The 26,870-nt window shown below is 62.7% G+C and carries 29 protein-coding genes; 26 read left to right on the top strand and 3 right to left on the bottom strand.

What is annotated here, in order from left to right; all coding sequences use genetic code 11:
* The first annotated feature begins 1 nt into the window (after nt 1).
* Nucleotides 2-691, top strand: a complete 690-nt coding sequence (gene lolD, locus HZR81_RS04265) for a lipoprotein-releasing ABC transporter ATP-binding protein LolD (protein WP_063539901.1) — start codon at nt 2-4, stop codon at nt 689-691.
* Complete coding sequence (locus tag HZR81_RS04260) at nt 691-1,935, top strand: lipoprotein-releasing ABC transporter permease subunit (RefSeq protein ID WP_500127464.1); 1,245 nt, start codon at nt 691-693, stop codon at nt 1,933-1,935. The genes lolD and HZR81_RS04260 overlap by 1 nt, the downstream gene beginning before the upstream one ends.
* A 12-nt stretch (nt 1,936-1,947) precedes the next feature.
* Here the strand turns inward: HZR81_RS04260 and HZR81_RS04255 are convergent, their stop codons facing one another.
* Nucleotides 1,948-2,463, bottom strand: coding sequence for a DUF2062 domain-containing protein (locus HZR81_RS04255; RefSeq protein ID WP_500127415.1), 516 nt, complete (start codon nt 2,461-2,463; stop codon nt 1,948-1,950).
* Between the two features lie 146 nt (nt 2,464-2,609).
* Between HZR81_RS04255 and HZR81_RS04250 the strand changes: the two genes are divergently transcribed.
* From HZR81_RS04250 to murB, 8 genes are all read left to right on the top strand, one after another.
* Nucleotides 2,610-4,835 (top strand): DNA internalization-related competence protein ComEC/Rec2, encoded by a 2,226-nt coding sequence (locus tag HZR81_RS04250; protein ID WP_500127414.1) that lies wholly within the window; start codon nt 2,610-2,612, stop codon nt 4,833-4,835.
* 71 nt (nt 4,836-4,906) lie between these two features.
* Nucleotides 4,907-5,539, top strand: a complete 633-nt coding sequence (pocA, locus tag HZR81_RS04245) for a flagellar polar localization protein PocA (RefSeq protein WP_063539899.1) — start codon at nt 4,907-4,909, stop codon at nt 5,537-5,539.
* Complete coding sequence (gene pocB, locus HZR81_RS04240) at nt 5,536-5,964, top strand: flagellar polar localization protein PocB (RefSeq protein WP_063539898.1); 429 nt, start codon at nt 5,536-5,538, stop codon at nt 5,962-5,964. Before pocA ends, pocB begins: the two co-directional genes overlap by 4 nt.
* Nucleotides 5,964-6,968 carry a tetraacyldisaccharide 4'-kinase gene (lpxK, locus tag HZR81_RS04235; protein WP_500127413.1) on the top strand — a complete coding sequence of 335 codons (1,005 nt, stop codon included), beginning with the start codon at nt 5,964-5,966 and terminating at the stop codon, nt 6,966-6,968. Before pocB ends, lpxK begins: the two co-directional genes overlap by 1 nt.
* 45 nt (nt 6,969-7,013) lie before the next feature.
* Nucleotides 7,014-7,199 carry a Trm112 family protein gene (locus tag HZR81_RS04230; RefSeq protein WP_011913743.1) on the top strand — a complete coding sequence of 62 codons (186 nt, stop codon included), beginning with the start codon at nt 7,014-7,016 and terminating at the stop codon, nt 7,197-7,199.
* Nucleotides 7,196-7,960, top strand: a complete 765-nt coding sequence (kdsB, locus tag HZR81_RS04225) for a 3-deoxy-manno-octulosonate cytidylyltransferase (protein ID WP_500127412.1) — start codon at nt 7,196-7,198, stop codon at nt 7,958-7,960. Before HZR81_RS04230 ends, kdsB begins: the two co-directional genes overlap by 4 nt.
* A 1-nt stretch (nt 7,961) precedes the next feature.
* Entirely contained in the window at nt 7,962-8,429 is a 468-nt protein-coding gene (locus HZR81_RS04220; protein WP_234493482.1) for a low molecular weight protein-tyrosine-phosphatase, read from the top strand.
* Nucleotides 8,426-9,445 carry a UDP-N-acetylmuramate dehydrogenase gene (gene murB, locus HZR81_RS04215; protein ID WP_500127411.1) on the top strand — a complete coding sequence of 340 codons (1,020 nt, stop codon included), beginning with the start codon at nt 8,426-8,428 and terminating at the stop codon, nt 9,443-9,445. The genes HZR81_RS04220 and murB overlap by 4 nt, the downstream gene beginning before the upstream one ends.
* A 205-nt stretch (nt 9,446-9,650) precedes the next feature.
* Here the strand turns inward: murB and rne are convergent, their stop codons facing one another.
* Nucleotides 9,651-12,785, bottom strand: coding sequence for a ribonuclease E (rne, locus tag HZR81_RS04210; RefSeq protein ID WP_500127410.1), 3,135 nt, complete (start codon nt 12,783-12,785; stop codon nt 9,651-9,653).
* A 556-nt stretch (nt 12,786-13,341) separates the two neighbouring features.
* On the opposite strand from rne, the gene rluC reads away from it, so the two are divergent.
* The 3 genes from rluC to sppA are packed head-to-tail and all read left to right on the top strand — an operon-like array spanning nt 13,342 to nt 15,947.
* Nucleotides 13,342-14,295, top strand: a complete 954-nt coding sequence (rluC, locus tag HZR81_RS04205) for a 23S rRNA pseudouridine(955/2504/2580) synthase RluC (RefSeq protein ID WP_063539892.1) — start codon at nt 13,342-13,344, stop codon at nt 14,293-14,295.
* Nucleotides 14,288-14,974, top strand: a complete 687-nt coding sequence (locus HZR81_RS04200; RefSeq protein ID WP_500127409.1) for an HAD-IA family hydrolase — start codon at nt 14,288-14,290, stop codon at nt 14,972-14,974. The genes rluC and HZR81_RS04200 overlap by 8 nt, the downstream gene beginning before the upstream one ends.
* Nucleotides 14,964-15,947 (top strand): S49 family peptidase, encoded by a 984-nt coding sequence (gene sppA / locus HZR81_RS04195; protein ID WP_500127408.1) that lies wholly within the window; start codon nt 14,964-14,966, stop codon nt 15,945-15,947. The genes HZR81_RS04200 and sppA overlap by 11 nt, the downstream gene beginning before the upstream one ends.
* 2 nt (nt 15,948-15,949) lie before the next feature.
* On the opposite strand, the gene HZR81_RS04190 is transcribed toward sppA, so the two are convergent.
* Nucleotides 15,950-16,528, bottom strand: a complete 579-nt coding sequence (locus tag HZR81_RS04190) for a Maf family protein (RefSeq protein WP_156243762.1) — start codon at nt 16,526-16,528, stop codon at nt 15,950-15,952.
* A gap of 103 nt (nt 16,529-16,631) precedes the next feature.
* On the opposite strand from HZR81_RS04190, the gene HZR81_RS04185 reads away from it, so the two are divergent.
* From HZR81_RS04185 to HZR81_RS04125, 13 genes are all read left to right on the top strand, one after another.
* The gene (locus tag HZR81_RS04185) at nt 16,632-17,159 is read left to right on the top strand and encodes a YceD family protein (RefSeq protein ID WP_063539888.1); all 528 of its coding nucleotides are present in this window, start codon (nt 16,632-16,634) and stop codon (nt 17,157-17,159) included.
* 12 nt (nt 17,160-17,171) lie between these two features.
* Entirely contained in the window at nt 17,172-17,354 is a 183-nt protein-coding gene (rpmF, locus tag HZR81_RS04180; RefSeq protein WP_003293518.1) for a 50S ribosomal protein L32, read from the top strand.
* A 3-nt stretch (nt 17,355-17,357) separates the two neighbouring features.
* Nucleotides 17,358-18,428 carry a phosphate acyltransferase PlsX gene (gene plsX / locus HZR81_RS04175; protein ID WP_152481464.1) on the top strand — a complete coding sequence of 357 codons (1,071 nt, stop codon included), beginning with the start codon at nt 17,358-17,360 and terminating at the stop codon, nt 18,426-18,428.
* A gap of 63 nt (nt 18,429-18,491) precedes the next feature.
* Nucleotides 18,492-19,430, top strand: a complete 939-nt coding sequence (gene fabD, locus HZR81_RS04170; RefSeq protein ID WP_500127407.1) for an ACP S-malonyltransferase — start codon at nt 18,492-18,494, stop codon at nt 19,428-19,430.
* A gap of 14 nt (nt 19,431-19,444) precedes the next feature.
* Nucleotides 19,445-20,188 carry a 3-oxoacyl-ACP reductase FabG gene (gene fabG, locus HZR81_RS04165; protein WP_063539885.1) on the top strand — a complete coding sequence of 248 codons (744 nt, stop codon included), beginning with the start codon at nt 19,445-19,447 and terminating at the stop codon, nt 20,186-20,188.
* Between the two features lie 194 nt (nt 20,189-20,382).
* On the top strand, nt 20,383-20,619 hold the full coding sequence (acpP, locus tag HZR81_RS04160; protein ID WP_003283670.1) for an acyl carrier protein: 237 nt from the start codon (nt 20,383-20,385) through the stop codon (nt 20,617-20,619).
* Nucleotides 20,620-20,783: 164 nt separating this feature from the next.
* Entirely contained in the window at nt 20,784-22,028 is a 1,245-nt protein-coding gene (fabF, locus tag HZR81_RS04155) for a beta-ketoacyl-ACP synthase II (protein WP_063539884.1), read from the top strand.
* Between the two features lie 2 nt (nt 22,029-22,030).
* Nucleotides 22,031-22,846 (top strand): aminodeoxychorismate lyase, encoded by an 816-nt coding sequence (gene pabC, locus HZR81_RS04150; protein ID WP_500127463.1) that lies wholly within the window; start codon nt 22,031-22,033, stop codon nt 22,844-22,846.
* The gene (gene mltG, locus HZR81_RS04145) at nt 22,843-23,913 is read left to right on the top strand and encodes an endolytic transglycosylase MltG (RefSeq protein WP_200595458.1); all 1,071 of its coding nucleotides are present in this window, start codon (nt 22,843-22,845) and stop codon (nt 23,911-23,913) included. The genes pabC and mltG overlap by 4 nt, the downstream gene beginning before the upstream one ends.
* Nucleotides 23,910-24,542, top strand: coding sequence for a dTMP kinase (gene tmk, locus HZR81_RS04140; RefSeq protein WP_063539881.1), 633 nt, complete (start codon nt 23,910-23,912; stop codon nt 24,540-24,542). The genes mltG and tmk overlap by 4 nt, the downstream gene beginning before the upstream one ends.
* Nucleotides 24,535-25,521, top strand: a complete 987-nt coding sequence (locus HZR81_RS04135; RefSeq protein ID WP_500127406.1) for a DNA polymerase III subunit delta' — start codon at nt 24,535-24,537, stop codon at nt 25,519-25,521. The genes tmk and HZR81_RS04135 overlap by 8 nt, the downstream gene beginning before the upstream one ends.
* Nucleotides 25,522-25,551: 30 nt before the next feature.
* Entirely contained in the window at nt 25,552-25,908 is a 357-nt protein-coding gene (locus HZR81_RS04130) for a PilZ domain-containing protein (protein ID WP_037043113.1), read from the top strand.
* A 113-nt stretch (nt 25,909-26,021) separates the two neighbouring features.
* The gene (locus tag HZR81_RS04125) at nt 26,022-26,807 is read left to right on the top strand and encodes a TatD family hydrolase (RefSeq protein ID WP_500127405.1); all 786 of its coding nucleotides are present in this window, start codon (nt 26,022-26,024) and stop codon (nt 26,805-26,807) included.
* Nucleotides 26,808-26,870: the final 63 nt, after the last annotated feature.

Here is a 26,870-nt window from a genome sequence, read left to right as displayed (position 1 = left end):
AATGAACGAGCAAAAGCAGGCGGTGCTGAGTTGCCGCAACCTGGGCAAGCGCTACGAGCAAGGCCCCGAATCGGTGGAGGTCCTGTCCGGGCTCCAGCTGGAATTGTTCCCCGGTCAGCGCGTGGCCATCGTCGGCAGCTCCGGCTCGGGCAAGAGCACGCTGCTGAACCTGCTCGGTGGGCTCGATACGCCGAGCGAAGGCAGCGTCTGGCTGGCCGGTGAGGAGTTGTCGGCGCTCAACGAGAAGGACCGTGGGCTGCTGCGCAACCGGGCTCTGGGCTTCGTCTATCAGTTCCATCACCTGCTTGCCGAGTTCACCGCGCTGGAAAACGTCTGCATGCCGCTGCTGATCGGGCGCACGCCGATTCCGGAAGCGCGTCAGCGAGCTTCCGCTCTGCTGCAGCGGGTCGGCCTTGGCCATCGCCTGGAGCACAAGCCTGCGGAGCTGTCCGGCGGTGAGCGTCAGCGTGTGGCCATCGCACGGGCGCTGGTCAACGAGCCTGCGCTGGTACTGCTCGATGAGCCAACCGGCAACCTCGATCATCACACCGCGCAGGGCATTCAGGATCTGATGCTCGAACTCAGCACCTCGCTGCATACCGCTTTCCTGGTAGTCACTCACGACCGTCAGCTCGCCGCACAGATGGATCAGGTGCTGCGGCTGGAAGATGGGCGCCTGGTGGTCGAATGATGTTCAGGCCCGTCAGCGTTTTCATCGGCAGCCGCTACACCCGTGCCAAGCGGCGCAACCATTTCATCTCGTTCATTTCCCTGACCTCGCTGATCGGCCTGGCGCTGGGCGTGCTGGCGATGATCATGGTCCTTTCGGTGATGAACGGTTTCCAGCGCGAGATGAGCGCGCGGATTCTCGGCATGGTGCCGCATGCGACGGTCATCGGCGAGCAGCCGCTGGATGACTGGCAGGCGGTTGCCGCGCGTCTGTCGACATACCCGCAGATCGTCGGCATGGCGCCGGTGACGCAGCTCGAAGGCATGCTGTCGTTCAAGGGCAGCATGCAGCCGATCCAGATCAGCGGCATCGATCCAGAGGCCGAGGCGCAGGTTTCCATCGTCGGCGAGCGCCTGGTCGGCGGCAGCCTGGATGCGCTCAAGCCCGGCGAGTACGGTGTGATCATCGGTCTTATGACCGCGCGGCGATTCGGGCTGAAGCTGGGCGACAAGCTGACGTTGATCGTCCCTGAGGTCAGTTCGTCTCCCGGTGGCGTCACGCCGCGTATGCAGCGGCTGAATGTGGTCGGGGTGTTCAAGGTGGGTGCCGACCTGGACGGCAGCCTGGGGATGATCCATCGCGCCGACGCCGCGCAGATCCATCGCTGGACGCCGCAACAGGTCCAGGGCGTACGACTCAAGCTGGATGACCTCTACCGTGCGCCGGAGGTGGCGGCACAGGTACAGGCCACGCTGGGCGAAGGCTACCGCGTGGAGGACTGGTCTTACACCCAGGGCAGTCTGTTCAGCGCGATGAAGATGGAAAAGACCATGATTGGCCTGCTCCTGATGCTGATCGTCGCGGTAGCGGCGTTCAATATCATCGCCACCCTGATCATGGTGGTCGCCGACAAGCGCGCCGACATCGCCATTCTGCGGACGCTGGGGGCGACGCCGCGGCAGATCATGGCCATCTTCATGGTCCAGGGCAGCATCATCGGCTTCAGCGGCACCGTGATTGGCGTGATCCTGGGTGTGCTCGGCGCGCTGAACGTCAGCGACCTGGTGACCTGGCTGGAACGGCTCTCCGGACAGCACATCTTCAGCTCCGACGTCTATTTCATCAGTACGCTGCCTTCGGAGCTGCGTCTGGATGACGTGGTGCTGGTATCGCTGGCGGCGCTTACCCTGAGCTTTCTCGCCACGATCTACCCGGCCTGGCGCGCCGCGCAGACCCAGCCTGCCGAGGCCCTGCGCTACGAATGACCGGCTCGGCCATCAACGACGGCCGTTCTGCCGCCGCCGCCAGCTGCGGCCAACCCACCAGCGCCAGTAGGCCTGGGTGAATACATAACCGAGCACCGCCAGCACCAGCCCGCTGACCAGGGAGCCCAGGTACAGCGGCTGCCAGTTGTGCTGCAGCATGTAGCGTACCCAGGCCAGGCTCAGTTCTGCCGGCATGCTGGAGGCCGGGGTGTCCAGCAGCCAGGTGCCGATCTTGTAGTTGCAATAGAAGACCGGCGGCATGGTCAGCGGGTTGGTCAGCCAGACCAGTCCCACTGCAATCGGCAGATTGGCTCTGGAGGGCAGGGCGCAGACGGCCGCTGCAAGCATCTGCATCGGCATCGGGATCATGGCCCAGAACACGCCGATCGCCATCGCGCGGGATACCGAGTGTCGATTGAGATGCCAGAGATTGGGATCGTGAATCAGCGCGCCGAGAAAACGCAGAGACTTGTTAGTCTTGATGCGATCGGGGTGCGGCATGTAGCGTTTGAAAAAACGACGCGGCATGAAGGTTCTCTGAAGGCAGCAGCCCGGCGATTATGCCTTGAATCGCGGTGCGACGCTGACAGTAGTTTTGTGACATTACATCTGCGCCTGCGACAGATTGCCCCGCTTCGATAACGGTCCGGAAAGGATTTCTGGAGTCTGAAAAAATGCGCACATGGATGCTTGCGCTCGCCGCGGGCCTGGTCCTGCCACGCTTCCTTCCAGCCTTGCCCGCGCAATGGTTCTGTGCGGCGCTGGCGGCTGTCGGACTGTTGCTGCTGCTGCGCGTCCGCTGGGTGGCGCCAGGCCTGTTTCTGCTGGGCTTGAGCTGGGCCTGCTACCAGAGCCAGAGCGCCATCGACGACCGGTTGCCAGCGCCCATGGACGGTCGCACGTTCTGGATTGAGGGGCGGGTAGTGGGGTTGCCCAGCCGTATCGGCAATGTGGTGCGCTTCGAGCTCGACGACATCCAATCGCGCCATGCCGGGTTGCCATCGAAGGTGCGGCTGTCCTGGTATGACGGTCCGCTGCTACAAGCCGGCGAGCGCTGGCGGCTGGCGGCGCGACTGAAACGGCCACATGGCATGGTCAACCCGCATTCCTTCGATTACGAAGCCTGGTTGCTGGCGCGACGTATCGGCGCCACCGGCACGATCAAGGCGGGTGAGCGCCTGACGGCGTCGAGGGCAAGCGACGGATGGCGCGATCAGCTTCGGGCGCGGCTCATGACCGTTCCGGCATCCGATCGGCAGGGCGCCATCGCGGCACTGGTGGTGGGTGACGATTCCGGTTTGAGCCGCGGCGACTGGCAGGTGCTGCAGGACACCGGCACCGTCCACCTGATGGTCATCTCCGGGCAGCACATCGGCATGTTGGCGGGGCTGCTCTATGGTCTGGTCGCATTGCTGGCTCGCCTGGGTGCGTGGCCGCGACGGTTGCCATGGTTGCCCTGGGCGTGCGGGCTGGCGTTAAGCGGTGCGCTGGCCTATGGCTGGCTGGCCGGTTTCGAGGTGCCGGTGCGTCGTGCCTGCCTGATGGTGACGGTGGTGCTTGTCTGGCGGTTGCGCTTTCGCCATCTGGGCGTCTGGTTGCCGCTGCTACTGGCGCTCGATGGCGTCCTGCTGATCGATCCCCTGGTGACATTGCAGCCCGGGTTCTGGCTGTCGTTTGGAGCGGTGGCGGTTCTTGCATTGGCGTTCTCGGGGCGGCTCGGTTCATGGCGCTGGTGGAAGGCCCTGACCCGGGCGCAGTGGGCGGCGACCCTCGGCCTGCTTCCGCTGTTGCTCGCCCTGGGGCTGCCGATAAGCGCGAGCGGGCCGCTGGCCAATCTGCTTGCCGTGCCTTGGGTGAGTCTCACCGTGCCCTTTGCGTTGCTTGGTACGCTGCTGCTGCCGCTGGGCGGGGCTGGCGAAGCGTTGCTGTCGATGGTGGGCTTTTCGCTGGCACTACTTTTCGATGTGCTGGCAGCGATTGCGTCGTGGCAGCCCGCCTGGATTGCCATGGGTCTGCCGCCCTGGGCTCTGGCGATGATCGGGCTGGGTGTGCTGTTGCTGTTGCTGCCAGCCGGTATTCCGCTGCGTTCGCTGGGCTTTGTGCTGCTGTTGCCGCTGGCATTCCCGCCTCGTGTCGAGGTCCCGGAGGGCCGAGCGCAGGTCTGGGTGCTGGATGTGGGCCAGGGCCTGGCGGTGCTGGTGCGCACCCGCGAGCATGCACTGCTTTACGACGCCGGGCCGAAACAGGGCGAGTTCGACACGGGCGAGCGGGTGGTGGTCCCGTCGCTCCGGACTCTTGGCGCGAGCCGGTTGGACCTGCTGTTGCTTAGCCATGCCGATAATGATCATTCGGGCGGTGCGGAGGCGGTCCAGCGGCTGCTCCGGGTCGAGCGGGTGGTCAGTGGCGAGCCGTCTCGCCACGCGCCGGATCTGGGCGCCGAACCTTGCGAAAGCGGCAGCACTTGGCAATGGAACGATGTGCGCTTCAGTCTGTGGCAATGGCAGGCGGCGCAGGACAGCAACCAGCAGTCCTGCGTGCTGCAGATCGAGGCCAACGGTGAGCGAATCCTGCTCACCGGTGACATTGACCAGTCCGCCGAGCAGGCTTGGCTGGCAAGTGAGCAGCAGATGTCATCGCACTGGCTGCTGCTGCCCCATCACGGCAGCCGCAGCTCCTCGTCGGAGCCGTTTCTGCGTGGCGTGGCCGCGCAAGCCGCGCTGATCTCGCGAAGTCTGCACAATCCGTTCGGCCACCCGCACCCGAGCGTGACCGCGCGGCTCGAGGCGTTCGATATCAAGGCCTACGACACCGCGTTGCATGGCGCCATCCGGATCGATCTGGGCGGTTTTTCGCCGCCAGAGCTGCAACGCTCGCAGCGACGATTCTGGCGGGAAAAATGAGAACGGCGGCCGTCGGCGACCCAGCGACCCTATGCTAGAGTGGCGCCACTTTTTCGAGGGGGATTCATCTCGTGTGGGAGCTGGTCAAAGCAGGCGGCTGGATAATGCTGCCAATCATCCTGTGTTCCATCGCAGCCGCCGGTATCGTTGCTGAACGCCTCTGGACGCTGCGTCCCAGCCGTGTCACGCCTCCGCATCTGCTGGGCCAGGTATGGAAGTGGATCAAGGAGAAGAAGCTCAGCAACCAGAAACTCAAGGAGTTGCGTGCCGACTCCCCGCTGGGTGAGATCCTCGCCGCCGGCCTGAGCAATTCCAAGCGTGGCCGTGAGATCATGAAAGAATGCATCGAGGAGGCCGCCGCCCGCGTCGTTCACGATCTGGAGCGCTATCTCAACGCCCTGGGCACCATCGCCGGCATTGCACCCTTGCTCGGTCTGCTGGGGACCGTGCTGGGCATGATCGAGATCTTCAGCGCCTTCATGGGCTCGGGCATGGCCAACGCACCGCTTCTCGCAGGAGGCATCGCCAAGGCGCTGATCACCACCGCTGCGGGCTTGATGGTCGGTATCCCCGCGCTGTTCTTCCATCGTTTCCTGCAGCGTCGCGTCGACGAACTGGTGGTGGGCATGGAACAGGAGGCGATCAAGCTGGTGGAAGTGGTACAGGGCGACCGCGATGTCGATCTGGGTGAGGACAAGGCGTGAAATTCCGTCGCAAACCCCGGGAGAACGTGGAAATCGGGCTGGCACCACTGATCGATGTGGTGTTCATCCTGCTGCTGTTCTTCGTGGTCACCACCACCTTTACCCGTGAAACGCAGCTCAAGGTCGATCTGCCGGAAGCGGCCAGCGGCACACCACCGCAGGATGCTGAGGTCCGCCAGCTGGAGGTGCTGATCGATGTGGCTGGCAATTATTCGCTCAACGGCAAGGCGCTGCTCAAGAGCGATCTGAACTCGCTGATGGCTGCGCTGAGCAAGGAGTCCGGCGGCGACAACCGGTTGCCGATAATCATCAGCGCCGACGGCAAGACGCCGCATCAGGCTGTCATCACCGCGATGGATGCCGCTGGCAAGCTTGGCTTCGGCCAACTGCGGATCACCACGGTCGAGGCGCAGGCGTCGCCCTGATGTCCTTTGCCGAGCGCCTGCAACGTGCCTGGTATCAGGGGCATCCGGCATTGCGTCTGTTGGCGCCCCTGGAGCTGCTGTACCGGCGCGTGGTCGGAGCCAGGCGCCGGCGTTTCCTCGAAGATCCGAACACCGCCTATCGCGCTCCTGTTCCGGTTGTCGTCGTAGGCAATATCACCGTCGGCGGAACCGGCAAGACGCCGCTGATCCTCTGGTTGATCGAACACTGTCAACGTCGCGGGCTGCGTGTCGGCGTCGTTAGCCGCGGCTACGGTGCCAAGCCGCCGGAGCTGCCGTGGCGGGTCCGCGCCGGGCATCCGGCGCAGTACTGCGGTGACGAGCCCTTGCTGATTGTCCAGCGCACTGGTGTGCCGCTGATGGTCGATCCTGATCGCTCGCGCGCCGTCCGCGCTTTGCTGGAGCAGGAGCCGCTCGATCTGATCCTCTCCGACGACGGCTTGCAGCACTACCGGCTGGCGCGCGATCTCGAATTGGTGCTGATCGATGCCGCGCGTGGGCTGGGTAACGGGCGCTGCCTACCGGCCGGTCCCCTGCGTGAGCCGCCTGTGCGGTTGAACGAGGTGGATGCCGTACTGTTCAACGGCGCCACGGCTGATTCCGATGATGGATATGCATTCAACCTCCGCCCGGTGGCGCTGGTGGAGTTGAGCTCCGGCGAGTGTTGGCCGCTCAGTCGTTACCCGGCCGGCCAGCAGTTGCATGCGGTGGCGGGTATCGGCAACCCGCAGCGTTTCTTCGACACGCTCGAGACGCTACACTGGCGACCGATTCCGCACGCCTTCGCCGATCACGCCGATTACAGCCTGGAGCAGCTGAAGTTCAGCCCCGAGCTACCACTGGTGATGACCGAGAAGGACGCGGTGAAATGCCGGGCGTTCGCACCCCCGGGTTGGTCGTATCTGCAGGTGCAGGCCGTGCCCTCCACGGCGTTCGTTACCTGGTTCGACGATCAGCTGGCGCGATTGCTGCCCGATCTCTCTTAAGCCGCTCGACCTGCTGCCGCGGTCGATCGCTTCCAAGGACTGCGCATGGATACCAAACTGCTCGACATTCTGGCCTGCCCACTATGCAAGGGGCCGTTGAAGCTCGCCGAGGACAAGTCGGAACTGATCTGCAAGGCCGATGGCCTGGCCTTTCCCGTGCGTGACGGCATCCCGGTAATGCTCGAGAGCGAAGCGCGTACTCTGGATGTGGATGAGCGTCTGGACAAATGAGCACCGCCTATACCGTCGTCATTCCGGCCCGCTACGCATCGACCCGATTGCCCGGCAAGCCGCTGCAGGACATCGCCGGCAAGCCGATGATTCAGCACGTCTGGGAGCAGGCGAGCAAGAGCGCGGCCCAGCGTGTAGTGATTGCCACCGATGATCAGCGCATCGTCGATGCCTGCACAGCGTTTGGCGCAGAGGTCGTGCTGACCCGTGCCGAGCATAACTCCGGCACCGATCGTTTGGCCGAGGTGGCCGAGCAGCTCGGGTTGCCTGGCGATGCCATCGTGGTCAACGTGCAGGGCGACGAGCCGATGATTCCGCCGGCTGTAATCGACCAGGTCGCCGCCAACCTTGCAGGGCATCCGGAGGCGGCCATCGCTACGCTGGCCGAACCGCTGGCAGATGCGCAGGCGCTGTTCAATCCCAACGTGGTCAAGGTGCTCTCCGATATCAACGGCCTGGCGCTTACCTTCAGTCGAGCGCCGCTGCCCTGGGCGCGTGACAGCTTTGCCGTGGACCGCAGCCAGCTACCACCCGGAGTCCCTTACCGGCGGCACATCGGCATCTATGCTTACCGTGCTGAATTCCTGGCCGACTTCGTGTCCTGGGGCCCGTGCTGGCTGGAGGATACGGAGTGTCTGGAGCAGCTGCGTGCGCTCTGGCATGGGCGGCGCATCCATGTCGCCGATGCCGTCGAAGCTCCTCCCGCCGGGGTCGACACGGCTGAGGATCTGGATCGGGTTCGCCGTTTGCTGGGTGGCTGACATGAAGGTGCTGTTCGTCTGCATGGGCAATATCTGCCGTTCGCCCACGGCCGAGGGTGTGTTTCGCCAGCGGATCGAGCGGGCCGGCCTTGGCGCGCGAGTCGAGATCGATTCGGCCGGAACCGGCGACTGGCATGTCGGCAAGGCGCCAGACCAGCGGGCATGCGAGGCGGCGAGACGGCGTGGTTACACGCTCGACGCCTTGCGCGCCCGGCAGGTTTCCATTGCGGACTTCCAGCGTTTCGATCTCATCCTGGCAATGGATCACGACAATCTGGCACGGCTGCAGGCTCTGCGCCCGAAGCACGGCGCCAAGGCGGAAGTCGACCTGCTGCTGCGTCGCTACGGGCTTGGCTGCGATGTAGTGCCCGACCCTTACTATGGCGAAGCAGACGGTTTCGACAACGTGCTGAATCTCATCGAAGAAGCCAGTGATGCGCTGCTCGCCGAGATAAAGGGACGACTGTGAGCCTCACCATAGAAGCCAACCGCTCCCTCAAGCCGTTTAACACCTTTGCCGTCGACCAGCGTGCCCGGTACTTCGCTGAGGCCCACAGTGATGCCGATGTGCATGAGGCGATCGGCCATGCACGCCAGCTCGAGGTGCCGCTTCTGCCGCTCGGTGGTGGAAGCAACCTACTACTGACGCGTGATGTACCGGCCCTGGTGCTGCACATGGCCAGTCGAGGCAAGCGGATCATCGAAGACTCGGCCAGCCAGGTAATCGTCGAGGTGGAAGCCGGGGAGCCCTGGCATCCCTTCGTGCTCTGGAGCCTGGAGCAGGGCCTGACCGGGCTGGAAAACCTGAGCCTGATTCCCGGGACCGTGGGCGCTTCACCGATTCAGAACATCGGCGCCTATGGCGTCGAGATCAAGGATGTATTCTCCGGTCTCACGGCACTGGATATCGAAACCGGGGCGCTTCGGGACTTCGCGCTGGCCGACTGCGCATTTGCCTATCGCGACAGCGTTTTCAAGCAGCGGCCGGGGCGCTATCTGATCCTGCGGGTGCGTTTCGCTCTGCGCCGCCAGGCCTCCTTGCATCTCGAGTACGGCCCGATCCGCCAGCGGCTGGCGGAGCAGGGGATCGTCGAGCCTACGGCAATGGATGTGAGTCGTGCGGTCTGCGCCATTCGCAGTGAAAAGCTGCCGGACCCACGAGAGCTGGGCAATGCTGGAAGCTTCTTCAAGAATCCGCTGGTGTCCGCCGAGGCGGCGCAGGCACTTCGCCAGGCGTATCCCGATCTGGTGGCTTATCCACAGGATGACGGCCTGGTGAAGCTGGCGGCCGGCTGGCTGATCGAAAGGGCTGGCTGGAAGGGGTTTCGTGATGGCGACGCCGGTGTGCATCGGCTGCAGGCGCTGGTGTTGGTGAACTATGGACAGGCCACCGGCGAGCAGCTGCTGAACCTGGCGCGACGAATTCAGGCCGACCTGCTCGAGCGCTTCGGTGTCCCCCTGGAGATCGAGCCGAACGTGCTCTGATGGCCGTTCGATGGCCTGGGCGGCAGCCTGGTTCCAATGACGTCCCCCATACCTGACGCCCGATGCGATGCATTGGGCGTTTTCGTATGTGCTGTTCCGTTCGCCCGCTCCGCTGTGCTCGAGCGAGGTGTAGACCTTGTTCAGGACGGGACAACAGAAATAAAAAAGGGATGCCGAAGCATCCCCTTTCAACAGCAGTGTCGTTTTAGCCTTGCGGCTTCTCACGACTGTCCGGCTCGGTTCCTTGAGCAGGCTGCTCCGATTCATCGGTAGCAGGCTGAGGTGTCTCGTCGGTCAGCGATGCCAGCGGATCACGCTCGCTTGCATCGGCGGCTGGTGCCTGCTCGGTGGTCGGTTCGATCGGCTTCTCTTCAGCCGCAGGCTGTTCCTCGGCAAGCACCGGCTCTACTGTCTGCTCGGGCTGGACGTCGGCTACCTGCTGAGCGGCTGGCTGTTCCGGCTGGGCTTCGACGACAGGTTCACTGGCGACGATTTCCGGGCTAGCGAGCGGTTGTTCCGCAGCGGCCTTGGCTTCGGCTTCAGCCGCTTCCTTGGCCAGGCGCTCGGCTTCACGCTGACGGCGACGGACCTCACGCGGATCGTTGGGCGCGCGACCACTCGGCGTCAACGCCGGGGTGGCAACCGGTGCCGCTTCGGTCTTCTCGACCACCGGCTCGGGCGCAGGCTGCGGAGCCGCTGCCTGCTGAGCGGGCTGCGCTACCTCTTTCGGCGCTTCTTCAGCCGGTTGTACCGGAGCCTCGACCGCGGTCGGCTCCTCGAGAACCTTGCGCTCGTCCATTTCCTGGGTAACAGGGGCCTCGGTGGCCGGTGCGTGCTCGACGATCGTCGCGATGCCTTCGCTGCTGGTCTGGATCACTGCGTCTTCGGCCAGCGTTGCCTGCGGCGCAGCCTCGGTATCGGCGGTGTTGGCGGCCAGAGCGGCAGCAGTTGCAGCGATGGCGATTTCTTCGGTTTTCACCGGGGCATTGCGCTCATCGACTTCCTCGATCTCATTGCCGTTGGCATCGCGCTGGCGTTCACGGCGGTTGCTGCGACGGCGCTGGCCACGGGAGCGACGACGTGGGCGCTCGCTCTCATTGCCTTCGGTGCCGTCATTGGCTTCCTGAGCGTCTTCGGTTTCGCCCGCTTCGACGACCTGCTGCAGCAGCTCGTCCGCAGCTGCGGCCGGCTGTTCGGCACGCGGTTTGCGCTCTTCACGCGGGGGGCGAGGCTGGCGCTCGGCCTGCTCTTCCTGCGCTACTGCCGGCGCCTCGTCGATCGGTGCGCGCAGCTCACGCTTGCGCTCTTCACGGGGCTTGCGTTCTTCACGCGGGGCACGTTCGCGACGTGGCTGGGCTTCTCCGGCCTCTGCCTGCTCGCGGGGCTTGCGCTCCTCGCGAGGTGGGCGCGGCTGGCGCTCTTGCCGGTCTTCACGCGGCTGGCGTTCCTCGCGGTATTGGCGCTCTTCGCGCGGCTGGCGTTCTTCACGCGATTTGCGCTCGTCATCACGTCCGCCACGCGAGTCGCGCCGGCGGTTCTGCTGGCGACCGCTACGGCGCTCGTCGTTACGCTGCGGACGGGCGGATGCCGGCTTCTTTTCCACTTGCGCAGCGGGCTGTGGCTCCTCGGCCTTGCCTGCGAACAGGCCGACCAGCGATTTGATCAGGCCCTTGAACAGGCTCGGTTCTTGTGCAGGCGTGGCCACGGGTGCTTCGGCAGGGGCCTGAGCGGCACTGGCGGGTGCACTGCGCTGCGGTGCGGTCTTGACCGCGGCTTCCTGGCGAACCAGGGTGCGCGTCGAGCTGACCGGCTGGACTTCTTCGGCTTCGCTCTGGCTCATCTCGTAGCTGGCCTGACCGGCAACGATCTCGGGGCTGTCGTCACGCAGGCGCTGCACTTCGAAATGCGGCGTCTCCAGATGGTCGTCCGGCAGGATGAAAATACGTGCGCGAGTGCGCAGTTCGATCTTGGTGATCGCGTTGCGCTTTTCATTGAGCAGGAAGGCTGCGACCTGGAAGGGCACGCGGGCGCGAACCTCGGCGGTGCGGTCCTTGAGGGCTTCTTCTTCGATCAGGCGCAGGATTGCCAGCGACAGCGATTCGACGTCACGAATGATGCCCTGGCCGTTGCAGCGTGGGCAGACGATGCCGCTGGTTTCGCCCAGGGATGGGCGCAGGCGCTGGCGTGACATCTCCAGCAGGCCGAAACGCGAGATGCGGCCGACCTGGATGCGTGCGCGGTCGGCTTCCAGGGCTTCGCGCATCTTTTCTTCGACGGCGCGCTGGTTCTTGGCCGGCGTCATGTCGATGAAGTCGATCACGATCAGGCCGCCGATGTCGCGCAGGCGCAGCTGGCGTGCGATTTCCTCGGCCGCTTCCAGATTGGTCTGCAGCGCGGTTTCTTCGATGTCGCCACCCTTGGTGGCTCGCGCCGAGTTGATGTCGATGGACACCAGGGCTTCGGTCGGGTCGATAACGATGGAGCCGCCGGAAGGCAGCTTCACTTCACGCTGGAAGGCTGTTTCGATCTGGCTTTCGATCTGGAAACGGTTGAACAGTGGAACGGAGTCTTCGTAGAGCTTAATCTTACTGGCGTACTGCGGCATCACCTGCTGGATGAAGCTCAGTGCTTCGTCCTGTGCCTCGACGCTGTCGATCAGCACTTCGCCGATATCCTGGCGCAGATAGTCGCGGATGGCGCGAATGATGACGTTGGATTCCTGATAGATCAGGAACGGGGCAGCACGGTCTTGGGACGCCTCCTTGACCGCGGTCCAGAGTTGCAGCAGGTAGTCCAGATCCGATTGCAGCTCTTCGCTGGAACGACCCAGGCCGGCGGTGCGTACGATGAGGCCCATATCGGCAGGGACATTGAGGCCATTCAGCGCTTCGCGCAGCTCGTTGCGCTCTTCGCCCTCGATGCGGCGCGAAATGCCGCCCGCACGGGGGTTGTTCGGCATCAGCACCAGGTAGCGGCCGGCAAGGCTGATGAAGGTGGTAAGGGCGGCGCCCTTGTTGCCGCGTTCCTCTTTCTCGACCTGAACAATGACCTCCTGGCCTTCGCGCAGGACGTCCTTGATGTTCACACGGCCTTCAGGTGCCTTGCTGAAGTACTCGCGGGAGATTTCCTTGAGAGGAAGAAAACCGTGGCGTTCTGCACCAAAGTCCACGAAAGCGGCTTCGAGGCTGGGCTCGACGCGGGTGATCTTGCCCTTGTAGATGTTGGCTTTTTTCTGTTCGCGGGCACCGGATTCGATGTCCAGATCGAACAGGCGTTGGCCGTCGACCAGTGCGACACGCAACTCTTCAGGCTGAGTTGCGTTAATTAGCATTCTTTTCATGTAGTACCGTCGGTTTCCGTGGCATCCGGAAACGGCGTTCGGCACACACGACTCTCGCGGTCGGTGTCAGGTGAGTCAGGAATGGTTGTAAGGCACTCCAGTGTCCAGCGATGTGCGGCCAAATGGGCCGGCGTCGCGACGACGTCTCCTGCTTGCTGTCGGAACAGAAGCAATGGTTCGGGAGGAGGAATCAGGCATCGGTAGCGGACGGAATGAAACGTCTGTGAAAGCCTTTGCTACGCAATCCGATGCTGTGCATCTCCACCCAACACGCATACTTTGAAAATCGGGTGCCGCTCGCAGAATCCGGGGAGCGGGTTGTCGATTATCGCGATTCCCCTAAGGGGCACGCATCATGTCTTCAAGGCTTGTTTCGCAACTTCACCGCTACTTGAGGGAAGCTCCGTCGGACGGCCTCACGTCCTCGAACATTGTTTGCCGGTCACGGATGGCGATATCGCTGGCATCCTGTGACCTGACCGCTTTTGGCGGCGTTCGCGACTATAACAGCAATGTTTAAGTGCTTCAATTCCATGAAAATTGGTATCATGCCGCGATGACCAATACCCCCTCCCAGACCTCCGGTGTGCAAATACTCGAGGTCGCGCCGGAACTTGCCGGCCAGCGCATCGATAACTTCCTTCGAACCCAGCTCAGAGGCGTCCCCAAAACGCTGATCTACCGCATTCTGCGTAAAGGCGAGGTGCGGGTGAATAAGGGGCGGATCAAGCCTGAGTACAAGCTCCAGGCGGGCGATCTCGTGCGCGTTCCGCCGTTGCGGCTGGCGGAGCGCGATGAGCCGGAGCCGCTCGCGCAGGGACTGCTGGAGCGGCTGGAAAACGCCATCGTCTATGAGGACAAGTCGCTTATCGTGCTGAACAAGCCCGCCGGTATCGCCGTGCATGGTGGCAGTGGGTTGAGCTATGGAGTGATCGAGGCCTTGCGTCAGCTCCGTCCTGACGCCAAGGAGCTCGAACTGGTCCATCGTCTGGATCGGGATACGTCCGGCCTGCTTATGGTGGCCAAGAAACGCAGCATGCTTCGCCATCTGCATCAGGCCCTGCGAGGGGATGGTGTCGACAAGCGCTACATGGCGCTGGTGCGCGGGCGTTGGGAGACATCGAAGAAGCAGGTCAGTGCGCCGCTGTTGAAGAACACCCTGCGCTCCGGCGAGCGGATGGTCGAAGTGACTGACGACGGCAAGGAGGCGCTGACGCTGTTTCGCGTACTTCGTCGCTTCGGCGAATTTGCCACTCTGGTCGAGGCCAAGCCGGTGACGGGGCGTACCCATCAGATACGAGTGCATGCGCGTCACGCAGGCCACAGCATTGCCGGTGACAGCAAGTACGGCGATGAAGAGTTCACTCGTGAGATTCGCGATCTGGGCGGCAAGCGGCTGTTTCTGCACGCCTATGCCTTGAAGGTGCCGCTCCCTGATGGTGGCGAGCTGTCGCTGGAGGCCCCGGTGGATGAAATGTGGGCGAGGACGCTGGAGCGACTTGGTGAGTAACTACCAGCTGCTGATATTCGACTGGGATGGCACGCTGGTCGACTCGATCGGGCGTATCGTCGAATCGATCCATGTTGCTGCTCGGATCTGTGGTCTGCCGCAGGTCGACGATGCGGCGGTCAAGGGCATCATTGGGCTGGCGCTCCCTGAAGCTATCGAGATGCTGTACCCGAATCAGGTCGATACGGCGCTGGTCGAGGCGTTTCGTCAGCACTACGTCGACCATTACTTGGGATTGGAAGCTCAGCCTTCGATGCCATACCCCGGTGTCACCGAGGCGCTTTCGGAGTTTCGCGAGGCTGGCTATTTGCTCGCGGTTGCGACCGGCAAGGGGCGTCGTGGGCTTGATCGTGTGCTGGCGGGGCAGGGGTGGGAGGATCTGTTCGATATCACGCGTTGCGCGGATGAAACGGCTAGCAAACCTGATCCACTGATGATTCAAGAGATCCTCGCGCACTGCGGTGTTCGGCCGGAGCGGGCGCTGATGATCGGGGATTCGGTGTTCGATCTGCAGATGGCTCATCGCGCTGGGGTGGACAGTGTTGCGGTTGGCTACGGCGCGCAGCCGCTGCAGGTCCTGCAGCAGTTCGAGCCGCGCCTGGTGATCGATTGTTTTTCGGGGCTCGGCAGTTGGCTGCGCTCCATGGCTGGTTCCGAGGTGAATACGTATGTCGGATGAATGGAAAGCTCCGGTGGATGAGTCCAAGGACGATCGCAACAGTTGGAAGTTGCTGGAGAAGACCCTGCTTGCGGGTGTGCAGGAGCAGCGGCGTGCACGGCGTTGGGGCATATTCTTCAAGCTGTTGACCTTCATCTATTTGTTCGGGGCGCTGGCGCTGTTTTCGCCTGCACTGCAGTTCGGAAAAGACAAGGCTGTGCGGGAGAGTCACACCGCGGTCATCAATGTGCGAGGCATGATTGCCGACGAGGAGTCGGCTAGTGCCGACAACGTCGTCGGGGCCTTGCAGGCAGCGTTTGAAGATGCGAATACAAAAGGCGTGATCCTGCGCATCAACAGCCCCGGCGGCAGTCCGGTGCAGTCGGGATACATCTATGACGAAATTCGCCGTTTGCGCGGCGAGTACCCGGCCATCAAGGTCTATGCCGTGATCACCGATCTGGGTGCCTCGGGTGCCTATTACATCGCCAGTGCGGCAGATGAGATCTATGCCGACAAGTCCAGTCTGGTGGGGTCGATCGGCGTTACGGCAGCCACTTTCGGCTTTGTCGATACCATGCAGAAGCTGGGTGTCGAGCGTCGGGTCTACACGGCAGGCGAGCACAAGGCATTCCTGGATCCGTTTCAGCCGGAAAAGCCCGAGGAGACCGAGTTCTGGCGCGAGGTGCTGGCCACTACTCACCAGCAGTTCATTGATAGCGTCAGGCGCGGTCGGGGTGAGCGGCTTCAGGATGCCGAGCACCCCGAACTGTTCTCAGGGCTCATCTGGTCGGGCGAGCAGGCCCTCGAGCTGGGGCTTGTTGATGGCCTGGGAAGTACCGCTCACGTCGCGCGCGAAGTGATCGGTGAGCCGGAAATGGTCGACTATACGGTCAAGGAGTCGCCGCTCGATCGGTTTACCAAGAAGCTCGGGGCGGGCGTCGCCGAGCGTCTGGCAATGCTGGTCGGTGTGCAGGGGCCAATGCTGAGGTAGTGTCAGGGGATTTCGATCCCCTCGTTCAGCAGCATGTCCGTCAGGCGAATCAGTGGTAGTCCAATCAGGCTGGTCGCGTCTGCTCCTTCCGTTGCCCTAAACAGTCTGATGCCCAGCCCTTCAGCTTTGAAGCTGCCGGCGCAGTCGAAGGGTTGGTCAATGCTGATGTAGCGTTCGATCAGTGCCTCGTCCAGCGTTCGAAAGTGCACGGTGAATGGTACGCAGTCCACCTGGATTCGGCCGGTTGCGCTATCGAGCACGGCCAGGCCGGTCAGGAATCGAACGCTTTTGCCGCTGGCAGCCTGCAATTGCTCCTTTGCGCGCTCTGGCGAGCCGGGCTTGCCGAGAATCTGTTGATCCAGCACGGCCACTTGGTCGGATCCGATGATCAGGTGGTTCGGGTGGCTGGCTGCCAGGGCTCGGGCTTTATGTTCGGCCAGTCGACGCACCAGTTGCTCCGCAGCTTCTCCTGGCATGGGGGTTTCGTCGATATCGGGAGAGCAGCTGTCGAATGGAACCTGCAGGCGCGAAAGCAATTGCTGACGGTAGCGGGAGCTGGAGGCAAGCAGCAGATGGCGCATGAGTCCTTCCTTTATATGCATGGGTCGGCAATTGTAAGTGGGCGGCGCGTATGGGCGGAATTCCTTTGACAGCCGAAAGGCTCCTCCCTAGAATGCCGCGCTTATGTTGAAAGGACCGATACCTCCGCACGTTGATCCGCGCAAGCTCGCTGACCGAGCGGCCACTCTTGAGGGTGAGCTGCAGCTGTCGCAGCTCAAGCGGCTCGCCGATCCTCTCGAAGATGATCAGGGTGTGGTGCGCGCCAGTTTTGCCTTTGGGCGCGACGAGCAGCGTACTGTGGTGATCCACAGTCAGCTCGACGTTGAGGTCAAGATGATCTGCCAGCGCTGTCTGGAGCCGGTTGTTCTGCCAATTCATAGCGAGTGCGATTATGCCGTTGTGAATGAAGGGGCGAGCAGTCAGCACCTGCCCAAGGGCTACGACGTGCTGGAAGTGGGAGAGGATCCTCTGGATCTGCTGGCGCTGGTCGAAGACGAGTTGTTGCTCGCTCTGCCCATTGTTCCACTCCATGACCCTGAAATTTGCCAGCCGCCGGTTGGGCCAGATGAGCCTGAGCCGAGTGAGGACGAGGTAACGCGGTCCAACCCGTTCAGCGTACTGGCGCAGTTAAAGCGTGACCCAAACGTTTAGGAGTTGATCCAAATGGCTGTTCAGCAGAACAAAAAATCCCGTTCCGCCCGTGACATGCGTCGTTCTCACGACGCGCTCGAGCCGAACGCTCTGTCCGTGGAAAAGAGCACCGGTGAAGTTCACCTGCGTCACCACGTTTCCCCGGACGGTTTCTACCGTGGTCGCAAGGTGATCGACAAGGGCGCTGACGAGTAATCCTTGTCCGCTCCGGTCATCGCGATCGATGCAATGGGTGGGGACTTCGGTCCCCACTGCATTGTTCCGGCCAGTCTTTCTTGTCTGGCTGAAAACTCCTCGCTGCATCTGGTCCTCGTCGGCCAATCCTCGCTTCTTGAACAGCTGGTTGCCAAGCATTCCGGCGTCGATCACTCGCGCCTGAAAATCGTCGATGCGCCTGAGATGGTCGCGATGGACGAGCGTCCTGCTCAAGCGTTACGCGGCAAGCCTCGTTCGTCGATGCGTTTGGCGCTCGAGCAGGTGCGTGACGGTAATGCGCAAGCCTGTGTGAGCGCCGGTAATACCGGTGCGCTGATGGCGCTGGCGCGTCAGGTGCTGAAAACCCTTCCCGGTATCGATCGGCCGGCTATGGTAACCGCGCTTCCGACGCAAGGCGCGCCTTGCCTGCTACTGGATCTCGGCGCCAACGTCGATTGCCCGGCCGCGCAGCTCTACCAGTTCGCGATAATGGGTGCTGTGGCCGCGGAGTCCCTCGGGACAAAGCAGCCGCGCGTTGCGCTGTTGAACGTCGGCACGGAAGAGATAAAGGGCAATCAGCAGGTCAAGCTGGCCGCTGCGCTGCTGCAGCAGGCTTCGGGTCTCAATTACCGTGGCTTCATCGAGGGTGATGGGTTATATCGCGGCGAAGCGGATGTCGTGGTGTGCGATGGCTTCGTAGGTAACGTGTTGCTCAAATCCAGTGAGGGACTGGCCGGGATGCTGGTCGCCAAGGTTGAGGCGCTGTTCCGCCGCTCGGTCGCGGCGCGCATCGTCGGCGCAGCTGCGCTGCCGCTGTTGCGTAGATTGCGTGCGGAACTCAACCCGGCGCAATACAACGGTGCTAGTTTTCTTGGGTTGCAGGGAATTGTGGTCAAGAGTCACGGTAGCGCCGGTGCGGATGGATTCAAGGCGGCCATTCGTCGTGCGACGCAGGATGTCGAGCATGATCTTCCGGAGCAGCTGCGCAGTCGTCTGGGGCAATTTCTCTCTGGCGACAGGCTATCCAGTGGGGCGGATGATGTGACCGCTGGAGATGGCTGGCCATCCAACTGAAATTCGGTACGCCTGCACGGGCGTGTTCTTCAGACGAACAGAACCTATAAGAGAGTCGTTTTCATGTCTGCATCACTCGCTTTCGTCTTTCCTGGCCAAGGATCGCAATCGCTCGGCATGCTGGCCGAGCTTGGTGCTCAGCAGAGCGTGATAATCGATACCTTTGCCGAGGCTTCCGCTGCGTTGGGTTACGACCTGTGGGCACTGACTCAGCAGGGCCCGGAAGAGCAATTGAATCAGACCGACAAGACCCAGCCGGCCATTCTCGCTGCTTCTGTTGCGCTCTGGCGCCTGTGGCAAGCGGAGGGTGGTGCGCGGCCTGCTTTCGTTGCCGGACATAGCCTCGGCGAGTATTCCGCACTCGTTGCCGCTGGTAGCTTGCCGTTCGCCGATGCGGTCAAGCTGGTCGAGCTGCGTGGTCAGCTGATGCAGCAGGCGGTGCCGGCCGGCCAGGGTGGCATGGCGGCTATCCTCGGTCTCGAAGATGCCGATGTGTTGGCTGCCTGCACCGAGGCCGCTCAGGGTGAGGTGGTCAGTGCGGTCAATTTCAATGCACCGGGTCAGGTAGTCATCGCCGGTAGTGCTGCGGCCGTGGAGCGCGCCATCGAGACCTGCAAGGCCAAAGGCGCGAAGCGCGCGATGGCGCTGCCGGTCAGCGTGCCATCGCACTGTGATCTGATGCGCCCCGCAGCCGAGCGCTTCGCCGCATCGGTCGAGGCGATCGCCTGGCAGGCGCCGCAGATCCCGCTGGTGCAGAACGTCAGTGCCGCGGTGGTGGCCGATCTGGATACGCTCAAGCGCGATCTGCTGGCTCAGCTGTACAGCCTGGTGCGCTGGGTCGAATCCATGGTGGTCCTGGGTGATCGCGGCGTGACTTCGCTGGTCGAGTGCGGCCCCGGCAAGGTGCTGTCCGGTCTCAACAAGCGCTGCGTCAAGGGCGTCAGCACCTACAATCTCGACACCCCCGAAGCCTTTGCCGCGACCCGTGGTGCATTGGCATGAACAAGGAGAACGCTATGAATCTGCAAGGTAAGGTGGCACTGGTAACCGGTGCGAGCCGCGGCATCGGCCAGGCCATTGCCCTTGAGCTGGGCCGTCAGGGTGCCATCGTGATCGGGACGGCGACCACGTCTTCAGGCGCCGAGCGCATCGCCGAAACGCTGAAGGAAAACGGTATCGAAGGTGCAGGTCTGGTGCTCGATGTCGGTAATGACGAATCGGTCAGCAGCACGCTGGAGCACATTCAGCAGCACCTCGGGCAGCCGGCGATTCTGGTCAACAACGCCGGGATCACCCGCGATAACCTGATGCTGCGCATGAAGGATGACGAATGGTATGACGTCATCAATACCAATCTGAACAGCCTGTATCGCCTGTCCAAGGCGGTGCTGCGCGGCATGACCAAAGCGCGCTGGGGGCGGATCATCAATATCGGTTCGGTGGTTGGTGCCATGGGTAACGCCGGGCAGGTAAACTACGCCGCAGCCAAGGCCGGACTGGAGGGTTTCAGCCGTGCATTGGCGCGGGAAGTCGGTTCGCGTGGCATTACGGTGAACTCCGTGGCGCCTGGTTTCATCGACACCGACATGACTCGCGAGTTGCCGGAAGCCCAGCGTGATGCGCTCTTGGGGCAGATTCCCCTGGGGCGTCTCGGTCAGGCCGAAGAGATTGCCAAGGTCGTTGCTTTCCTTGCTTCTGACGGCGCTGCCTATGTTACCGGTGCCACGGTGCCGGTGAATGGCGGCATGTACATGAGCTGAGTGTGACGCCAAACGCAGGAGGACAGTCATAACGGCTGTCTTTAAATTAGCTATAAAACTGCAGCTGATTTATAGATAGATGGTTGAAGGCGGCGTCATGCTTGCCTGCTTCCAGCTTGAAATGCGGAAAACGCTTTCTATACACTACCGCGCAAACCAGCTGCCTGATTTTTCCATAGGAGTGAAAACAAGGTATGAGCACCATCGAAGAACGCGTCAAGAAAATCGTTGCCGAGCAACTTGGCGTTAAAGAAGAGGAAGTAACCAACAGCGCTTCCTTCGTCGAAGACCTGGGTGCCGACTCTCTTGACACCGTTGAGCTGGTGATGGCTCTGGAAGAGGAATTCGAGACCGAGATCCCGGACGAGCAGGCTGAGAAGATCACCACCGTTCAGGAAGCCATCGATTACATCAACGCGCACGCGCAGTAAGTTGTAATCCGCTCGGAATCAAGAAAGCCGCACTGCCTTGATCGGGTAGTGCGGCTTTTCTTTGAGAGGGGTTTTATCGAGACTGCGGGCGCTTGCCTTGCGCTCGAACCGTTCCTGTCGCGGCAGGAGTGAGCCAAGTACGTTTAGGTATAGGAGTAATCGCTGTGTCGCGTAGACGCGTCGTAGTCACCGGGATGGGCATGCTTTCGCCTCTGGGTAACGATGTGCCAAGCAGCTGGCAGGGTATTCTTGCTGGTCGCAGTGGTATCGGCCTGATCGAGCACATGGATCTTTCGGCCTACTCCACTCGTTTTGGCGGGTCAATCAAAGGCTTCGATGTCGAGCAGTACCTGCCAGCGAAAGAAGCTCGCAAGCTTGACCTTTTCATTCAGTATGGCCTCGCTGCGAGTTTTCAGGCTGTGCGTGATTCGGGTCTGGAGATCACCGATGCCAATCGCGAGCGAATCGGCGTGGCGATGGGCTCGGGTATCGGTGGCCTGACCAACATCGAGAACAGCTGCAAGGCATTGATGGAGCAGGGGCCGCGGCGTATTTCGCCGTTCTTCGTGCCTGGCTCGATCATCAACATGGTGTCCGGTTTCCTGTCGATTCACCTTGGCCTGCAAGGCCCCAACTATGCAATCGCCACAGCGTGCACCACAGGCACCCATTGCATCGGCATGGCCGCGCGCAACATTGCCTACGGCGAAGCCGACGTGATGGTCGCCGGCGGTTCCGAGATGGCGGCCTGCGGGCTCGGCATTGGCGGCTTCGCCGCGGCGCGCGCGCTTTCCACGCGCAACGATGACCCGGCAGGGGCGAGCCGGCCGTGGGACAAGGGGCGCGATGGCTTCGTGCTCTCCGACGGAGCCGGGGCGCTGGTGCTCGAAGAGCTCGAACATGCGAAGGCACGCGGTGCGCATATCTATGCCGAGCTGATCGGCTTCGGCATGAGCGCAGACGCCTTCCACATGACCTCGCCGCCCGACGACGGAGCCGGTGCGGCGCGCTGCATCCGCAATGCGCTGAACGACGCCCAGCTGAACGTCGAGCAGGTGCAGTACATCAACGCTCACGGAACCTCGACGCCGGCTGGCGACAAGGCCGAGGCTGCCGCCATTCGCAGCGTATTCGGTGGCCACGCCTACGAGCTGTCGGTGAGTTCGACCAAGTCCATGGTCGGTCACCTGCTCGGTGCGGCCGGTGCCGTGGAGGCGATCTTCAGCGTTCTGGCCATCCGGGATCAGGTGGCGCCGCCGACGATCAACCTGGAGGAGCCGGACGAGGGCTGTGACCTCGACTTCGTGCCGAATCAGGCCAAGCCGCGGCCGATCGACGTCGTCGTGTCCAACTCTTTCGGGTTCGGTGGAACCAACGGCTCGCTGGTGTTCCGCCGGTTCGCCGAGTGACGGTGAGCTGGTTGAACGGGCGGCCCACAGAAGGGTTGCCCGTTCACGATCGCGGACTGGCCTATGGCGATGGGTTGTTCGAAACGATCCGCGTGACGGGCGGTCGGGCGCATCTGCTGGACCGGCATCTCCAGCGTCTGGGTGAAGGCACGCGACGCCTCGCCATTCCCGTCGACATAGACGAGTTGCGCAATGAGCTACTGCAGTTCTGCGAGGCGCTCGGCCAGGGTGTCGCCAAGCTGATCGTCACACGCGGCACCGGTCAGCGCGGCTATGCACTTCCACAGCCCTGTCAACCGCGGCGCCTGCTGCTGGGATCGCCGCTTCCCGCGTACCCAGCGCAGCATGCCGAAGACGGTGTTCGGCTCTTTCCTTGTGACACGCGCCTGGCGGAGCAGCCGAGGCTCGCGGGGATCAAGCATCTGAATCGACTCGAACAGGTGCTGGCGCGTGCCGAGTGGCAGGATCCGGCTTTTGCCGAAGGGCTGATGCGGGATCTGTCCGGCCGGGTGATCGAAGGCGTGTTCAGCAACCTCTTCCTGGTTGCCGATGGCCAGCTGCGGACGCCTTCGCTTGCCCGGTGTGGCGTTGCCGGCGTGATGCGCGCTGAAATCATGGCTCGCGCCCCCCTACTGGCGCTGCCGCTGAGCGAGTGCGACGTCAGCTATGCCGAACTGATGCAGGCCGACGAGGTTTTTCTCTGCAACAGCCTCTACGGCATCTGGCCGGTCACAGGTTTGGCCGAGTGCGTCTGGCCGGTCGGTCCGCTGACCCGTAAACTGCAGACCGTTGTTGCCGACCTGTTGAGTGATTCGTGATCCGTAAACTTCTTGTCTTGCTGCTGACGGTGTCCCTGTTGGCAGTAATTGCGCTCGGGCTGTTCGCCTGGAAGCAACATGCTGCGCTGGAGCAGCCCTTGGCTGTGACTGACGAGCCTTTGCTGCTCGATGTGCGGCCAGGCGATACGCCCAGCGGCGTATTTCAACGGCTGGAGGCCGACGGCGTGCTGGAAGATGCGTTCTGGCTGCGTCTGTACTGGCGCCTGAACCTGTCCGGGCAGAGCCTGCACAGCGGTGAGTATCGCCTCGCGCCGGGCATGACTGCGCGGGACATGATCGGACTCTGGCAGCGGAGCGAGGTTGTGCAGTACAGCCTGACCCTGGTGGAGGGCTGGAATTTCCGCCAACTGCGCGGTGCGTTGCAGAACCAGCCAAAACTGGAGCAGACCCTGGATGGCCTATCCGATGCGGAGATCATGGCGAAACTTGACGCGCCGGAGCTGCATCCGGAAGGGCGTTTCTTCCCGGATACCTACCGTTTCACTCGCGGAACGTCCGACCTGGACCTGTTGCGCCGTGCCTTCACGCGCCTCGAACAGGTGCTTGAGGAGGAATGGCAGCAGCGTGCGCAGGGGTTGCCGTACAAGGATGCCTATCAGGCATTGATTATGGCCTCGATCATTGAAAAGGAAACCGGTGTGCCGGAAGAGCGGGGCGAGATATCCGGCGTCTTCGTGCGCCGACTGGCGCGTGGCATGCTTCTGCAGACAGACCCGACGGTGATCTACGGCATGGGCGAAGCCTACCGGGGGCGCATCACTCGCAACGATCTGCGGACGCCGACGCCATACAACACCTACACCAACGCTGGTCTGCCGCCGACGCCGATCGCCATGGTCGGACGTGAGGCGATCCGGGCCGCACTGCATCCGGTCGAAGGCTCCAGTCTTTATTTCGTCGCCCGCGGCGATGGTAGCCACGTCTTCAGCGACACCCTTGAGCAGCACAACCGTGCGGTACGCGAGTATCAGCTCAAGCGTCGCGCCGATTACCGTTCCAGTCCGCCGCCCCGGCAGGCCCCGGCCAATAGCGAGAACGCTCAATGAAAGGACTCTTCGTCACCCTCGAAGGCCCCGAAGGCGCGGGCAAGAGTACCAATCGAGAGTATCTGGCAGATCGCCTTCGAGCGCGAGGGCTGGATGTGGTATTGACCCGCGAGCCCGGTGGTACGCCACTGGCCGAGCGCATTCGTGACCTGCTGCTGACACCTGCGGACGAACCGATGGCGGTCGATACCGAGCTGCTGCTGGTGTTCGCCGCGCGCGCGCAACACCTGGCGCAGGTTATCCGTCCTGCGCTGGCGCGAGGGGCGGTGGTGTTATGTGATCGCTTTACCGATGCCACCTACGCCTACCAGGGCGGCGGTCGTGGCCTGCCCCTTGAGCGGATCGCGCAGCTGGAGACCTTTGTACAGGGCGATCTGCGCCCTGACCTGACGCTGATTTTCGATCTGCCAGTGGAAGTGGGACTGGCACGAGCGGCCGCACGGGGACGCCTCGATCGTTTCGAGCAGGAGGGCATGCGCTTCTTCGAAGCGGTGCGCAGTGCCTATCTGCAGCGCGCGGAAGCAGCGCCTTCGCGCTATCGCGTCCTCGACGCCGGACAACCGCTCAGCGCGGTCCAACGTGATGTCGAGGCGCTGATTCCCGAGTTGCTGGTGCGCCTCGATGGCTGACGTGCTTCCATGGCAGCTTGATCTTTGGCGGCAGCTGGCGGGGCGTGCTCAGCATGCGCACGCCTATCTGCTGCATGGCCCTGCAGGTATCGGCAAGCGCCTGCTGGCCGAGCAGCTGATGGCGCTGTTGCTCTGCCAACGGCCGGTCGATGCCCGCGCATGTGGTGAATGCAAGTCCTGCCAGTTGCTTGCCGCGCAGACCCACCCGGATCATTACATCCTCGAGCCCGAGGAGGTCGACAAGGCGATCCGGGTCGATCAGGTACGTGATCTGGTCGGCTTCGTCACCCAGACGGCGCAGCTGGGTGGGCGCAAGGTGATCCTGCTGGAGCCCGCCGAGGCCATGAACCTGAATGCTGCCAATGCGCTGCTCAAGAGCCTCGAGGAACCATCGGGCGATACGGTGCTACTGCTGATCAGCCATCAGCCCAGCCGCCTGTTGCCGACGATCAAGAGCCGCTGCGTGCAGCAGGCCTGCCCATTGCCGGGGCGACAGCAGTGCCTCGACTGGCTCGCCGCGCAGCTGCCTGAGCTTGCTCCCGAGCTTCGTGAGCAGTTGCTGACCCTTGCCGCTGGGTCGCCGCTGGCGGCGCTCAAACTGCACGAGCAGAAGGTCCTGGAGCTGCGTGCGCAGGTGGTCGACGGTGTGAAGAAGCTGCTCAAGCAGCAGCAATCGCCCAGCCAGCTCGCCGAAGGTTGGAACGCGCTGCCACTGATCCTGCTTTTCGACTGGTTCTGCGAATGGGCGCATCTGATCCTGCGTTACCAGATGGCCGGCGATGAAGCGGAGCTCGGCGCGGCCGATATGCAGAAGGTGCTGCAGTATCTTGCACAGAAATCCTCGCAGCAAAAAGTGATCGCGCTGCAGGACTGGTTGCTCGAGCATCGACAAAAAGTGCTGGGCAAAGCCAACCTCAACCGTGTGTTGCTTCTCGAAGCGCTGCTGGTGCAGTGGGCAACGCTGCCGGGCGCGGGCTAGAATCGACCGACTTTTCGTTAGGAACACCGCATGAGCCTGCCAGCAAACCTTGGTCCGCGTAACGGCATCCTGTCTCTGACCATCAAGGACAAATCGGTGCTCTATGCCGCGTTCATGCCCTTCATCAAGCATGGCGGGCTGTTCATCCCGACCAACAAGAGCTACAAGCTCGGCGACGAAGTGTTCATGCTGCTGAACCTGATGGACGAGCCGGAGAAGATTCCGGTGGCTGGCAAGGTGGTCTGGATCACCCCCAAGGGCGCCCAGGGCAGCCGGGCTGCAGGCATCGGTGTGCAGTTCAACGAGGGCGACAACACCGCGCGCAACAAGATCGAAACCTATCTGGCCGGCGCGCTGAAATCCGATCGGCCGACCCATACCATGTGATCGTCGGCGTCCCGGTGCGTTACGTCAGGCGCCATTGTGCCGCCTGCCTTTTCTGCTTCCCCGCCATTTGCTCTACAATCGCCCCTTTTCTGCGATAGCAAGTTGCGCCCTCCATGCTGGTAGATTCCCACTGTCACCTTGACCGACTCGACCTGACCGCCCATGACGGGTCGCTCGATGCAGCGCTCGATGCTGCCCGAGCGCGAGGGGTCGGACACTTCCTGTGCATCGGGGTCAGCGCCGACAACGCGTCGGCGGTCAAATCGCTGACCGAGCGTTACGTCAATGTCGACTGTTCCATCGGTGTACACCCGCTCGATCTGGAGCCGACCAGTCAGCCGGCATTGGACTGGCTGCTGAGTGAGCTGCAGCATCCGCATGCCGTTGCCATCGGCGAGACGGGGCTGGACTACCACTACGAGCCCGAGGCGGCCGAACTCCAGCAGCAGTCGTTCCGCCTGCATCTGGAGGCTGCCCGACTGACCGGCAAGCCGGTCATCGTGCACACCCGCGAGGCACGCGCAGACACCCTGGCGCTGTTGCGTGAAGCCAGCTTGCCCCAGGCCGGGGTGCTGCATTGCTTCACTGAGGATTGGGAGATGGCCAGGGCCGCGCTGGACCTCGGTTTCTACATCTCGCTTTCGGGCATCGTCACCTTCCGTAATGCCGACGCGTTGCGTGACGTCGCCCGGCAGGTCCCTGCCGATCGCCTGCTGGTGGAGACCGATTCGCCCTACCTCGCACCGATTCCCTACCGTGGCAAGGCCAATCTGCCGCAGTACGTGCGCGAGGTGGCCGAGTTCCTGGCGCAGCTGCGGGGTGTTTCCTTCGAACAGCTGGCGGAGCAGACCACCGCCAACTTCAGGTCGCTTTTTCCGCTTGCCCGGGTTCGCGGCTGAAAGGTCGCGGTTTCCGTGCTTGCAACCTGCCTGATCTGCCGCGCGCTGCGCACTTCGTACTTT

The sequence above is a fragment of the Pseudomonas sp. LM13 genome, assembly GCF_041381355.1.
Taxonomy (GTDB): Bacteria; Pseudomonadota; Gammaproteobacteria; order Pseudomonadales; family Pseudomonadaceae; genus Stutzerimonas; species Stutzerimonas frequens.
Note: the sequence above shows the minus strand (reverse complement) of the source record. Positions and strands in the feature narration are given on the sequence as shown.